This is a genomic window from Herpetosiphon sp. NSE202, assembly GCF_042688385.1.
GTDB lineage: Bacteria > Chloroflexota > Chloroflexia > Chloroflexales > Herpetosiphonaceae > Herpetosiphon.
In genome coordinates this window covers 57,510-70,328 of record NZ_JBHUPY010000012.1, presented here as the reverse complement: position 1 = coordinate 70,328, position 12,819 = coordinate 57,510, and the positions used below count along the sequence as shown (strand labels likewise).

General features: G+C 51.2%; 12 protein-coding genes. 9 read left to right on the top strand and 3 right to left on the bottom strand.

Translation table 11 applies throughout. From position 1 onward, the window contains the following. The first annotated feature begins 63 nt into the window (after positions 1-63). Positions 64-1,395, top strand: coding sequence for an aminoglycoside phosphotransferase family protein (locus tag ACFMKP_RS14760; protein WP_382292716.1), 1,332 nt, complete (start codon positions 64-66; stop codon positions 1,393-1,395). An 86-nt stretch (positions 1,396-1,481) separates the two neighbouring features. Then, on the top strand, positions 1,482-1,784 hold the full coding sequence (locus ACFMKP_RS14755; RefSeq protein WP_382292715.1) for a hypothetical protein: 303 nt from the start codon (positions 1,482-1,484) through the stop codon (positions 1,782-1,784). Between the two features lie 43 nt (positions 1,785-1,827). Here ACFMKP_RS14755 and ACFMKP_RS14750 read toward each other — a convergent pair whose 3' ends face one another. Continuing rightward, positions 1,828-2,580, bottom strand: coding sequence for an alpha/beta fold hydrolase (locus ACFMKP_RS14750; protein ID WP_382292714.1), 753 nt, complete (start codon positions 2,578-2,580; stop codon positions 1,828-1,830). A 45-nt stretch (positions 2,581-2,625) separates the two neighbouring features. Next, positions 2,626-3,420: a DUF899 domain-containing protein gene (locus ACFMKP_RS14745; protein WP_382292713.1), complete on the bottom strand. Its 795-nt coding sequence runs from the start codon at positions 3,418-3,420 to the stop codon at positions 2,626-2,628. A 228-nt stretch (positions 3,421-3,648) separates the two neighbouring features. Between ACFMKP_RS14745 and ACFMKP_RS14740 the strand changes: the two genes are divergently transcribed. The 3 genes from ACFMKP_RS14740 to dnaN all read left to right on the top strand — a co-directional run bounded on the left by ACFMKP_RS14740 (position 3,649) and on the right by dnaN (position 6,708). Further along, positions 3,649-4,824 carry an alpha/beta hydrolase fold domain-containing protein gene (locus tag ACFMKP_RS14740; RefSeq protein ID WP_382292712.1) on the top strand — a complete coding sequence of 392 codons (1,176 nt, stop codon included), beginning with the start codon at positions 3,649-3,651 and terminating at the stop codon, positions 4,822-4,824. A gap of 14 nt (positions 4,825-4,838) precedes the next feature. Continuing rightward, on the top strand, positions 4,839-5,474 hold the full coding sequence (locus ACFMKP_RS14735; protein WP_382292711.1) for a pyridoxamine 5'-phosphate oxidase family protein: 636 nt from the start codon (positions 4,839-4,841) through the stop codon (positions 5,472-5,474). A gap of 88 nt (positions 5,475-5,562) precedes the next feature. After that, the gene (gene dnaN, locus ACFMKP_RS14730) at positions 5,563-6,708 is read left to right on the top strand and encodes a DNA polymerase III subunit beta (protein WP_054533208.1); all 1,146 of its coding nucleotides are present in this window, start codon (positions 5,563-5,565) and stop codon (positions 6,706-6,708) included. A gap of 68 nt (positions 6,709-6,776) precedes the next feature. On the opposite strand, the gene ACFMKP_RS14725 is transcribed toward dnaN, so the two are convergent. Then, positions 6,777-7,724 (bottom strand): TolB family protein, encoded by a 948-nt coding sequence (locus tag ACFMKP_RS14725; RefSeq protein WP_382292710.1) that lies wholly within the window; start codon positions 7,722-7,724, stop codon positions 6,777-6,779. Between the two features lie 479 nt (positions 7,725-8,203). Here ACFMKP_RS14725 and ACFMKP_RS14720 point away from each other — a divergent pair, with 479 nt between their 5' ends. The 4 genes from ACFMKP_RS14720 (at position 8,204) to ACFMKP_RS14705 (ending at position 12,787) form a co-directional block, all read left to right on the top strand. Continuing rightward, the gene (locus ACFMKP_RS14720; RefSeq protein WP_382292709.1) at positions 8,204-9,115 is read left to right on the top strand and encodes a D-alanyl-D-alanine carboxypeptidase family protein; all 912 of its coding nucleotides are present in this window, start codon (positions 8,204-8,206) and stop codon (positions 9,113-9,115) included. Between the two features lie 378 nt (positions 9,116-9,493). Next, entirely contained in the window at positions 9,494-10,750 is a 1,257-nt protein-coding gene (locus tag ACFMKP_RS14715) for a glycosyltransferase (RefSeq protein WP_338034193.1), read from the top strand. Between the two features lie 26 nt (positions 10,751-10,776). Further along, complete coding sequence (locus tag ACFMKP_RS14710) at positions 10,777-11,067, top strand: 4a-hydroxytetrahydrobiopterin dehydratase (protein WP_382292708.1); 291 nt, start codon at positions 10,777-10,779, stop codon at positions 11,065-11,067. 109 nt (positions 11,068-11,176) lie between these two features. Continuing rightward, positions 11,177-12,787: a peptide ABC transporter substrate-binding protein gene (locus ACFMKP_RS14705; protein ID WP_382292707.1), complete on the top strand. Its 1,611-nt coding sequence runs from the start codon at positions 11,177-11,179 to the stop codon at positions 12,785-12,787. Positions 12,788-12,819: the final 32 nt, after the last annotated feature.

Sequence of the window (12,819 nt, the reverse complement as noted above, 5' to 3'; positions counted from 1 at the left end):
CGTCAATCCAACCACACCCAGCAGAGTGTTAGCGTTGATGAACGGCCTAGCAGTGGAGCAGCAATGGATGCAACTCAATGGCAATCGCAGGTTGACGTAATTATATTTGATGCTCAATCGCAAAGAATCTTGATTGAACAATCAGACCAAATTTGGCGAATTCCCCGCTTGCCAATTGCCCAGCTTTGGCTGGTTCCGCTCCAGACGATTAGTCAGCTGGTGCTCGAACATTATGGCATAGTGAGCACGATTCTCCAATTGCTGCACCAAGATATTGATCAAACCAGCCAAACGGTTAAGTCGTTGCGCGTGCTCGAAGTACACAAACCGCGAGCAGCCTTGCCGCGCAATTGTCGTTGGCTAGCGCTGGCCGATTTGGATGCAACTTTGTTTGTTCATGATGAGCATTATGCTGCGGCCCACGCATTTTTTGGTGCGTTGGCTGGGCCGGAATTACAACATGTGGCTTGGACGCGCTTGGGCTGGTATCAAACTTGGGCAACATGGCTGGGCCAAACATTAACCGATTTAGGCTATCACTTAACTGGCCCAATTGAGCAAGTTAAAACCTCAAATTTATCGTTTGTGGCCCGAATTGCTAGCGATGAAGGCTGGATCTATTGCAAAACAGCGTTGCAAACCCGCTTAATGCTTGCTGAAAGCCGTGTATTAGCAGCGCTCGCCAACTACTTGCCCAATCATGTGCCAAATCCAATTTTAGCGCCGCAGGCACCAGAATATCTGTTGCTCGCCGATTTGGGGCCAGATTTAGGCACAAATGCGAGTGTTGCAACTCGTGCTGATGTTTTAGTCAGCTTTGCTCAGCTTCAACAAGCCTCGTTGGGCTTTCTTGATGGGTTGGCGGAGCGTGGCTTCGTGCAACGCGATCTCGCTGTGCTAAGCGCAGCAATCGACGTTTTTGCTGCTGATCGGTTGGTAATCGAGGCGCTTGGGCCAGAATTACATACACGCTTTGTGGCTCAAATTGCAGGATTTCAGCAACGCTGTGAGCATGTCCAGAGCTATACTATTTCAACCACACTGACCCATGGCGATTTGCACCCGCGCAATGTCGCCCAACAGAGCAATGGCTATTGCTTTTTCGATTGGGCTGGAGCCGCGTTGAGTCACCCATTTTTTGATTTGCAGGATGTTTTTCACGAGCCAGATCCAAGCATCAAGCGCCAATTGCGAGCTGCCTATTTGGCCCAATGGCTCGATTACGAGCCAATCGAGCGCTTAGAAGCGCTGTTCGAGCAGATTGAGCCGCTGTATGCGCTGCATCAAGCCTTAACCTACCAAGCATTGTTGCATGCGTTAGCGCCAACTGCGCGCTTAGAATTTGCTTGGGCCTTGCCGTTTTGGGTCAATCAAGCCCTCGCTGGCCTAGGATAATTAATCGTTCGAACCTGCGAGGAATGCTATTATAGCTATGTTGCTGGCTGCAATTGAGTGATTATTTTGCATAGGAGTGATTATTCATGATTCAACATTCAACGTATATCGTTTTTGATGGTGATGATGAAGCCTATTTTAATTGGATGGAGCAGCATCCAGAAGGCTTTGTTTTGAATGTATTTCGATCGTCGATTGTTGGCCCGCATGTTGTGCATCGCTCCAATTGTGGCCACATTCGCCGTGGCCCGGGCATGGATGCAGGCGCATTTACCACGCGTACTCAATATAAAGTTGCTGCGTTCACCGTTGATCAATTAGAAACATGGCGCAATTATTATCAACCAGATGCTGCAATTAAATATTGTCAGACTTGTAATCCAGCCTAATATAAACGTGTTGCTGGGCGTAGTTTGGCTACGCCCATTGTGTTTAATCAGCCAGAAATGGATTGATGATTGGCAGCAACAGATCGACGCGATCAATGATGTCAAAGTGATTAGTATTGGGCAAAATTGCTAACTGCGATTGGCTGCGTTGCTGCGGATCATCACTCTGTGCCCCGCCAAGCAACGCAAAAAACTCAACAGCATGGCTTGGTGGAATACTATCGGCATCGCCTTGGATCAATAAACATGGGCTTTGGAGCTGGGCAATATCGCTACTCCAATCATAACTTTGATTGCCCATTGCCCCTGTTTTGCGCACGAGCTGGGGCCAATTGGCTGGATTTGGGGCATATTCTTGATAGAATTTGTAGGGAATTGATTCAACCATTGCTGCCGCCACCGTCTCATCGAGCTGGCGGATAGCCGCTTGAACCGCCGGATACCAACCAGTATCACGAAATGGCGCGGAGATGATGATCAATTTGCGTACTACATGCTGATGGTGAATTGCGGTTTGGAGCGCAACCTGGCTTAAACCGAGATATTCGATTAATTCTGCCACATCATCGGCCAACGCACTATAACTGAATGCGCGTGGAATATCATTGGTTCGAGCATGGCCTTGGAGTTCAACCGCAATCACTTGAACATGTTCGGCGAGGGCTGGCAGTAAATCGGCAAACATTCCAATGCCGCCTAGCCCGCCGTGCACTAAAACCAACGGCTGGCCGCTGCCATGAATTTCATAGTAGAGTTGTAAATCGTTAATCGGTGCATAGTCACTTTTTACCAACATTTGCGTTGCTCCATACAATTCAATAATTCACTCACATTAATTTAGTTATCCGGTTGGATTTGCGTTCGTGCTGGGATAGAGATCGTCGGCGTGCCCTTGGGCGAGACGTGACCATTGGGCAATTGGGCGTTCGGCCAAAGGATGCTCATTTGGCAGGCACATGGTGTTGAAAAACTGCTGTGGCCAGCCAGTTGGCACACTTTGCCAAACCTCTTGGCGGCCATAGACCGTCAGGTCGAGCATGGCAAATGAACTGCCCATCTGCTCGCAGCCACGGTCGGTTGTCCAATAGGTTTCAAACACCCGCTCGCCTTGGCGCAGATAACAAGCCCACATGCCAAAATGGCGGCCAGCAATCAGCGGTTCAACCGAGCTACTCGGAACCGAATACCATGGCATTGTCCAGCCCATAAATTCGCGATAGCGATTGCTTGGCTCAAACGGCCCTTGGCAGAAGACGGCAAGCGTCACATCGCGGCTATGCAAATAGCCGAGTTCGGGGATATGGTTGATAACCATCGTGCAGCCTTGGCATTGTTCGGCTGCGGATTTGCCTTCGTGCCACATCATATAGGCGACCATCAGCTGTTGGCGGCCTTCAAATACCTCAATCAGCGGAACCGCTCCGTTTGGCCCAACCAATGGCGTTAATCCATCGACCTCGACCATCGGCAACTGGCGACGTGCTGCGGCAATCGCATCAGCTTTGCGGGTAAGTGCCTTCTCGCGAAGGCGTAGCATATCGATGTTGGCTTGGAAGTGCTGACGATCAACAATTGTGGGTGTGGCCGCTGCCTCGTTGCTGACAAACGCGATTGGCTGTGGTATCCCCTTCGTCATACTAGGCTCCTTGAATCACGAAAATACAAGCGCTCAATGCCATGAAATGCGAATGTTGTGCTGAAATGAAACATTTGTGCGTTGATTCTAGCAGCTTAACTATAAAAATACAAGTATTAACTTCAAAAAAACAAGTAAAAATTGTGACAGCAATTGGGCATGCTGCCAGCTATAATTCTGGCTCAAAAGGCGGTACAATAACGCCGAATCCGCTATAAAGGAGCCTGTGTGCGTATCGCCTTAACTGCAATTATGCTACCGATTGTGCTGCTGGCCTTGGTCAGTGCTGCAATGCTGGTCTTGCCAGCGCCCAATTTTATCTTTTTTCAGCTTGGCATTGCTGCCCAAGAGTGGGCACCGTGGTTTTTACTGGTTCTTTTGGTTGGGGTTGGTGTGTTATTTGGGCTGGCACCGCCCAATGGTTTATGGCGCTTGATCAATCGTTTGACCGGTTTGGTGGCGATTATCAGCTTTTTTGTGATTGCAGGCATGCTGGTGCGCGGTTTATTGACCGATTTGCGGGTGCGCTCGAATCAGCCAGCAGTGGTTGATGCTGGGGCTGGCAGCTTTCGCCTAACCCAATTTGCCCTCGGCGATGCTGCGCCACAAGGTGTATTGCGCGAACAAAATACAGTTTATGCAGAGGTGGCAGGCGAGTCGTTGCTGGTTGATATTTATGTGCCGCCAACCGCGCCAGTGAATGCTCCGGCATTGGTGGTGGTGCATGGCGGCTCGTGGCGCGGTGGCGGCAAAGGCGATATTCCAGCTTGGAATCGTTGGGCGGCGGTCCAAGGCTATGTTGTGTTTGATATTAGCTATCGCTTAGCGCCCCAAGCGCAGTTTCCGGCGGCGGTAAGCGATGTTAAATGTGCAATTGGCTATGTGCGGCGCAATGCAGAACGGTTTGGGGTTGATCCGCAGCGTTTGGGCTTGGTTGGGCGTTCGGCAGGGGCGCAATTAGCCTTGATCGCAGCCTATTCCGATGCCACGATTGCTCCCAGTTGCGACGCGCCCGATGCCAGCGTGCGGGCTGTGGTCAGCTATTATGCGCCGACGCGGCTTGATTATTACAACGTGATCAAGCCTGAGCTTGCGCCGGGAGCGTTAGATGATTATCTTGGCGGGCCGCCCGAAGCGCATGCTGAAGCCTACCGCCAAGCGCGTCCAGCCACATGGGTCAATCAAAATACGCCAGCAACTTTATTGTTGCATGGTGGGCGCGATCAATTTATTCGTCCGCTTGATGCAGATGTGGTCGCTGATGCCTTGGCCCAAGCCAATCGGCCCTATACCATGATTGAGTTGCCGTTGGCCAACCATGGCTTTGATTTCAATTTGCATGGAGTCAGCAACCAACAAGTGCAGCCCTATGTGATGCGCTTTTTAGCCCAAACTTTGCAATGATCAGGAGAATGCCTATGAGTGGAAGCTTTGAATTGCCAAAACCGCTGGATTTTAGCCAACCAGTCGCTTTTGAAATGCTGCTGGAGCATGCTTGGAGCTTGATTGACCATGGTGTGCACGATCGCCATGATCCGTTGCATACCCCAGTGCTTGGCACCAGTGACGAGCATGGCAGCGATCAGCGGGTGGTCGTGCTGCGCGGCTTTGATCCAACAACGCGGCGTTTGTGGTTTCACAGCGATCTGCGTTCGCCCAAAATTGGCTTGATTGAACGTGATCCACGGGTGAGTTGGCTGTTGTATCATCCTGCTGCGCGTTTGCAATTGCGCATTCGCGCGTTGGCCGAAATTCATACCAACGATGGGTTGGTTGAGGCGGCGTGGCAAAAAAGCGCAGTTTTGGGGCGACGCTGCTACTGTGGCCTAGCACCAGGCCAAATCAGCAACCAGCCAAACAATGGCCTAAATCAAGATCTGCTTGATCGCGAACCGACCCTCGCAGAAAGCGAAGCTGGGCGGCCAAATTTCTGCCTAATTGCAACCACAATTCGCAGTTTAGATTGGCTGCAATTACAATTTAATGGCAACTATCGTGCTCAATTTAGCTGGGCTGATGATGGTTCGTATACTGCCCAATGGGTAACGCCTTAGAACGATTATGCTATAATAACGAGCTAGATCATTTAGTGATGTAGCAATCTTATCGTTGCCGCATCGCGGCAAGGAGATCGAGTTTTCTATGCGCCTAGCGTGTCTTCAAGAGAATCTAAAGCGTGGTTTAGCCTTGGCAGGCCATGCTGTTGCAGGCCGCTCAAGCTTGCCTGTACTTGCAAATATTCTGTTGGCAACCGAAAGTGGTCGGCTCAAATTGGCTGGCAATAATCTTGAAATTGGAATTACCGCCCTCGTCGGCGCAAAAGTCGAGGAAGATGGCGCAATTACGATTCCAGCTAAATTATTATCGGATTTGGTGGGCAACTTGCCCAATGATACCGTTGAATTAGAGGTTGATCCGCGCACGCAGACCTTAACGGTGACCTGTCGCGGTACCAAAGCCAATATTAAAGGCATTGATGCTGATGAATTTCCAGCAATGCCTGCGCTTGGCGACGAACCAGTTTTGGCCTATATTCCCGCTGAGCTGTTGCGCAAAGTTGTGGGCCAAGTTGTGGTTGCAGCTGCAGCTGAAAATACCAATCCGAACCCAATCTTGCAAGGGGTGCTGATTCGTTTAAGCGGCACACAAGCAACCTTCGCTGCGATTGACGGCTATCGCTTGGCGGTGCGCACAATCGAATTGCCCGAACCTGTGGCCCACGATGCAGAGTTGGTAATTCCTTCCAAGGCTATGGCCGAATTGGGTCGCACCCTTGGCGATAGCGAAAACCCGATTGCCATGAGTATTACGCCCAATGGCGGGCAAGTTATTTTTCATAGCGATACTGTTGATTTTGTTTCACGGGTGATTGATGGCAAGTTTCCGGATTACGAGCGTTTTGTGCCACCAGCGAGCAATAACGCCACCCGCAGCGTGATTTCAACCGCCGAGTTTAGCCGCGCCGTCAAGCGGATTGCGCTGTTCTCGCAGGCTGCTGGCAACATCGTTACCTTGACGATGGAGCGCGGCGATGGCAGCGAGCCAGGTCGGTTGCTCCTCAACGCCAATGCTGCCGAAATTGGCGAATCGGTTGAGGCGATTAGTGCATTAATCAATGGTGACGATGGCAAATTGGCCTTGAATGTACGCTATTTGCAAGAAGCACTTGGGGCAATTGATACCGATCAAGTGGCCTTGGAAACCCAAACCCCCAATTCGCCGGGCGTGTTTCGGCCCATTGGTGGCGACGAATATCTGCACTTGGTTATGCCCATGCGCATTCCCTAAGCTCGCAATTTGCTTCATCAAAAACAGGCAAGCCACGGATCAATTGGCTTGCCTGTTTGGTTTTAGGGTTAGCGGGCTTCGGGCGGCACAGCAAGGGTGATGATATAATCTTTGTCCCGTCGGCCTGTATTCTTGGGATCATAGGCAATAACGGCAATTTGGCTGCCATCGGGCGACCATGCGGGCCATTGATAGCGGCCTGGTGGGGTGAGCGGCAAGCGTTCGCCAGTGGTTGGGTTAAGCAACCAAACGACTGTGCGGCCCCCATCTAAGCGCGCAACCAAGGCCAACCAGCGGCCATCAGGCGACCATTGCAAGCCCGCAATGTTATAGGCCGTTTCGAGAATGATTCGCCGATTGTCGGCATTGGCATCCATGAGATAGAGATTGGCCGGGCTTGATAAGGCACTGGTTGGGCCGCCCGAGCCAATTTGCGGTTTGCCAAAAAAGGCAATGGTTGCGCCATCAGGCGACCAAGCAAAATACTGGGCGACAGCTACATCGAGATCGAGTGGTTCAAAGCCACTTGTTGCCGTCCACCAATAAAAACGCGAGCCAAGTTCTTGCGCATCGGTCACCAAAGCCCGATCCAAGCTTGGATTCCAGATCACGCGTCCATGGCCCAAAATTTCGCGCGGAGCCGGGCGAGGTATAAGTTCGGTCAACGTATTGGTGGTTGGATCAAACGCAACATAGCCCTGTTGATCGGTTGGTGCGCCAATGACCCGCATATCCGTCTCATAGATCAACCCTAAGCGTCCATCAGGCAACCGCTCTGGACGATGGTGGAACGTCAGATCTGCATCAGTGGCATCAGGAATTGCAACTAGGTTGCTGAGATCAATCGATTGTTGAACCCAAAAGAACCGAAATCCTGATGGTGCACCTGATATTGTAGCCTGAACAACTAGGCCTTGATCAAGCCATGCCAAGCCACTATATTTGCCAGGCGTACCTTCTAGGACGGGCAACGGTTGGGGCGTATACGGTAGAATAGTTGTTTCACTCGTCTTCATCGTCGTGCATCCTGCCAAGAGGCTCAGGATCATGCTCGCGAACCATAGCCGACGAAAAAATTGGCGATTCATGGGTGGATACTCAACTCAAGCTTAATCGTTGTTCGAATCCGAATTCTTCGAGGTATCTTTGGCTTCGATTGTAGCTGGGTGATGGGATTTTGCATATGCTTGCTCCTTAGCAAAAGCTGCCGCTCCATGATTCGCTCAAATTTGGATAGGAAGCCATAGCGAATATATCCTCACTAGTAATTATAGCTGAAAATATCGGGTGCTGGATGATTGGTTTATCCAAAGGTTACGATTCGCTATTAATAATCGAGAGAAGCAAGTTATGTGGCGCGAATATGGGATAATCCTGCTGATCTTAGAGTTGGTTGTCTGTAGCCAAGCTGAGCAATCAAACCCAAACACTAGTTGCACAATTGCGCTGTTTTGGTACAATCGCAAGCGTTGGCTAACGAATTGGGGTTTTTCGCGTGAAGTCTTTGCTGGCTGGGTTATGTGGTTTAATGTTGTTGGGTGGCTGTGGGACGGTTTCACAGGCAGCGATTGCTGATCGTCAAGTGCATTTGCAACAAGCCAAAGTCACGCCGAGTGCGACTTCAACGCCCAAGCCAACCCGCACGCCGCTGCCAACTCCAACGCGCACGCCGCGCCCAACCAACACGCCAACCCCCACGGCTGTGCCGCTAATTCCGACGCTTGCTGCCGAGGCTGAATTGCTCGATTTGCGCTTGGCTGGAGTGCGTGGTTCGCGTTCGGGCCAATTGTTGCGCAGCGAAGCGGTTGCCGATCTCAAAGCGTTAATCGATGCTGCCCGCCGTGATGGCTTTGAACTCGAAATTCGCTCGGCCTATCGTTCGTATGCAGAACAAGCCAATACCTTCGAGGGCTGGGTTCAATACGAGTTGAGTAGCGCCGCCGAAGCTGGTAAACCAATTAGCCGCAAACAGGCGATTGCCTACGCCGCAACCTATAGCGCCAAACCTGGTACCAGCGAGCATCAAACTGGCTTAACTGTCGATCTTTTACCTCAAGGCGCTCCCGAAATTGGCTTTCGTATTCCCGACCCCTTGAAGGAGTGGTTGAATGCCAATGCTTATAAATATGGTTGGGTGCAATCCTACCCAATCAAATATCGCGATGGCGAACTTATTACTTATGAATTAATGGGCTATACCAGCGAGCCATGGCATTGGCGTTGGCAAGGCCCTGCTTCAGCCAAAGCCTTGTATGATCAAGGCTATTTGGATACCGATTCGCTGTTGGTTCCACCTGAATTGCCACGAATTTGCGATGCAGAGCATGATCCATGTACGATTCTGAGCGTTGCCCCAACTGAACTTGTGACACTGCCAACTCGCACGCCGATTGCGGTGGCTGAATAGGGATCGGGGGCGATTGGCTTTTGATCCACGAAGGACACGAAGAGCACGAAGCATTATTTTCGCCACGAAAGCTAGCAACCGCGAAGGACGCGAAGAGAGCAAAGGATGTTTTTTCGCCACGAATTGCACGAAAAATCTTCCCAAAGCCAATACCCCATAGCCTACAGCCTCATTTCCTTTTCGCCACAGATTGTTGAGATTCTTGATCTCATAGCCAAAAGCCTATAGCCTATAGCCCATATTTCTTCGTGTCCTTCGTGTTCTTCGTGGTTAAGACAGCTTTTGCCTTCTGACTTTTGCCTTTAGAAGGCATGGCCCGTTTCGTGGTATGCTGATGGCAGAAACCACACACGGGAGGTAGCTGTGCGCCGCGTTGCAATGTTGAGTGTCCATTCAAGCCCTCTGGCTGCTTTGGGTGGCAAAGAAGCCGGCGGAATGAATGTCTATGTTCGTGAATTAAGCCGTGAGTTGGGTCGTCAAGGGGTTGCAGTCGATATCTACACCCGCTCGCAAGACCCAAACACGCCGTTGATTACCAATCTCGCGCCGAATGTGCGCGTTTTTGCGGTGCGGGTTGGTCCCGCCGCACCCTACGATAAAAACTGGGTTTTAGATTATCTGCCAGAGTTTGTGCATCGAATTCGTTGCGTGGCTGATGGCGAAGATATTCATTATGATGTGGTGCATAGCCATTATTGGCTCTCTGGCGTTGCCGCGCTGGAGTTGCGCCATGCGTGGGGTACGCCAGTTATCCATATGTTTCATACCTTGGGCGCAATGAAAAATACGATTGCCCGCGGCGATGAGGCTGAAACTGAGCAACGGATCGAAATTGAACGCATGTTGTTGCACGAGGTTGATCGGGTCGTGGCGGCCACGCCGCTTGATCGTGCCCAAATGCTCGAACATTATGCAGCCGACATGGAGCGAATTGTGGTTGTACCATGTGGCGTTGATGTTGAGCATTTTCACCCAATTGATCATCATGTTGCGCGCAAAGAGTTAGGTGTTCCACCGCATCCGCATCGCATGTTGCTGTTTGTTGGCCGTATCGAGCCGCTCAAGGGCATTGATACATTATTGCGTTCAATAGCCTTGTTGGCCGAGCAACAGCCAAGCTTGCGTGGCGATATTTGTTTAGCAATCATTGGCGGCGATCGCCGCGAAACGCCCGATCAATGGGGCAGCGAAATGCGCCGTTTACGCCGTTTGCAAGGCGAATTAGGCATTGGCAATTTGGTCACCTTCCAAGGCTCGCAAGATCAGCGTAAATTGCCCTTGTTTTATAGCGCCGCCGATATGGTCGTGGTGCCATCGCACTACGAATCATTTGGCATGGTTGCGCTCGAAGCCATGGCCTGTGGCACCCCGGTGATCGCTTCGAATGTTGGCGGGTTGCGCTACACCGTGCGCGATGGCGAAACTGGCTTGCTGGTGCCGCGCGAAGACCCCGAAGCTTTAGCCGAAAAAATTAGTTTGCTCTTGAATGATGAGCCATTGCGTTTACAATTAGGGCGCAACGGCGTGCAAGCAGCCCAAGGCTATAGCTGGGCCGCCGTCGCTCACGATATTCGTGAATTGTATGATCATGTTGTGTGTGGCGAACCATATGCCGATGTGGTTGGAGCCATGTAGCGCCAAGTGTCGACAAAGGAGTGACTATGCCAGTTTTGGCGAAGGCAGCATTGCAGCAAGCCTTAGAGCAACGCAGCGATTGGACGATCGTCGATGGCCAAATTAGCAAAACTTACAGCCTCGCAACCTTCCCATTTGCAATTGAGTTTGTACGCCAGATTGCCGATGCTGCTGAGGAAGTCAATCATCATCCTGATATTGACATTCGCTATAATAAAGTAACCATTGCCCTCTCGACCCACGATGAAAAGGGCATTACCGAGAAAGATTTCGCTTTGGCCGATACGATCGATCAGCTGTTTGCCGCAGCCCAATAAGCCATTTGCTACTGACCTAGAATGGCACGAAGGGCGTTCTTCGTGCCATTTGTGTGTACTATAATAGTTCAACCGTCGCTTGTGGACGGGATCTGAGCGAGGAAGTGCTATGTTTAAACGTCTCTCACTTGTGGGATTATTGCTGACCAGTTTGGTTGGCTGCGCAGTTGGCAGTAACCCAACTCCAGTGCCTGCACCTGCGCCAACTCCAGCCGCCCAAAGCCAAACTGGCGGTGGTGGCAACTTTATTCTGACTTTAGGCGACGATCCGGCCACGATTGACCCCGCCTTGGTTGGTGATACAACCAGCGGCTTTATTGCACGCTTGATGTTCAGCGGCTTGGTAACGCTCAACAACGATCTTGAGGCTGTGCCCGATTTGGCCGAAACAATCGATGTTTCTGCTGATGGCACGGTCTATACTTTCAAGTTGCGCAGCAATACCCGCTTTGCCGATGGCACGCCGCTGACCGCCGAAGATGTGCGTTGGAGCCTCGAACGGGCGACCGATCCCAGCATTGGCTCGATTGTTGCGCCAACCTACCTCGATGATATTGCTGGCGTGCTGGAAAAAGTAACTGGCCAAGCTAGCTCGCTCAGCGGGGTCAAGGTTGTTGATGAGCAGACGATCGAAATTACGCTGCGCCAGCCAAGCTCGCTGTTTTTGCTCAAATTGACCCACCCACCAGCCTTTGTGCTCGATCGACGCACGGTTGAGGGCAATAGCACGTGGCTCGAAAAGCCCAATGGCTCTGGCCCGTTTACCCTCGATTTGTGGAACCATCGCCGCCGCATGGAGCTGGTGCCCAACCCATACTACTATGGCACCGGCCCCAAATTGGATCGCATCACCTATCTGATCGGTGCTGAAGGCAGCAATCCGTTGGGTTTATACGAGCAAGGCGAAATCGACGTAACCGCGATTGGTACCTATGATCTTGATCGCATTAATGATGAAGCTGATCCATTACACGCCGAATTGCGCGTCACGCCACAGCTCCAATTGAGCTACATTGGCTTGAACGTCAACCAACCGCCATTCGATGATCCTAAAGTGCGCGAAGCTTTTTACTTATTGATCGATCGGGTCAAATTGGCCGATGTTTCCTACAATGGTTCGGTTGTGGCTGCGCGTGGGATTTTGCCACCTGGCATGCCTGGCGCTGAGCCAGAGCGCTTGCCTGAGCCACGCGCCGATATTGCCCGCGCCAAACAATTGATCAGCGAATCGAGCTATGGCAGCGTCGATAAATTTCCGCCGATCATTGGCTATAGCAGCAGCAGCGGCGTTGGCTTGCTAGCCCAAATTGCCAAAGATGAGCTTGGGGTGACGATTGAAATTCGTGGTCAAGATCAATTTGGCGATTATTTGGCAGCGCTCGAACGCGATAATTATCATTTGTACGATCTCAGCTGGATCGCCGATTATCCTGATCCACAGAACTTTTTAGAGGTGTTGTTTGGTAGCAACGGTCAATACAACCGCAGCAATTACAGCAGTAGCGAGTTTGATCAATTGATTGATCAAGCCAAGGCTGAAGCCGATGCCGACAAGCGTGGCGCACTCTATCGCCAAGCAGAAGAACAATTGCTCAGCGATTTTGTGGTTATTCCGCTGATGCATAGTGTCGATTATTCCTTGGTAAAATCGTATGTTGATGGCTACACCATTACCGCCTTGGGCGAACTTGATTTAACTGGCGTTTCGCTCAAGCGCTAGCGCTGTTGGGGCATGATGCCCTTGAAATAAGG

Coding starts and splice junctions, on each gene's coding strand:
- ACFMKP_RS14760 (WP_382292716.1), top strand. CDS start 64: ATGGATGCAACTCAATGGCAATCGCAGGTTGACGTAATTATATTTGAT.
- ACFMKP_RS14755 (WP_382292715.1), top strand. CDS start 1,482: ATGATTCAACATTCAACGTATATCGTTTTTGATGGTGATGATGAAGCC.
- ACFMKP_RS14750 (WP_382292714.1), bottom strand. CDS start 2,580: ATGTTGGTAAAAAGTGACTATGCACCGATTAACGATTTACAACTCTAC.
- ACFMKP_RS14745 (WP_382292713.1), bottom strand. CDS start 3,420: ATGACGAAGGGGATACCACAGCCAATCGCGTTTGTCAGCAACGAGGCA.
- ACFMKP_RS14735 (WP_382292711.1), top strand. CDS start 4,839: ATGAGTGGAAGCTTTGAATTGCCAAAACCGCTGGATTTTAGCCAACCA.
- dnaN (WP_054533208.1), top strand. CDS start 5,563: ATGCGCCTAGCGTGTCTTCAAGAGAATCTAAAGCGTGGTTTAGCCTTG.
- ACFMKP_RS14725 (WP_382292710.1), bottom strand. CDS start 7,724: ATGAAGACGAGTGAAACAACTATTCTACCGTATACGCCCCAACCGTTG.
- ACFMKP_RS14715 (WP_338034193.1), top strand. CDS start 9,494: ATGTTGAGTGTCCATTCAAGCCCTCTGGCTGCTTTGGGTGGCAAAGAA.
- ACFMKP_RS14710 (WP_382292708.1), top strand. CDS start 10,777: ATGCCAGTTTTGGCGAAGGCAGCATTGCAGCAAGCCTTAGAGCAACGC.
- ACFMKP_RS14705 (WP_382292707.1), top strand. CDS start 11,177: ATGTTTAAACGTCTCTCACTTGTGGGATTATTGCTGACCAGTTTGGTT.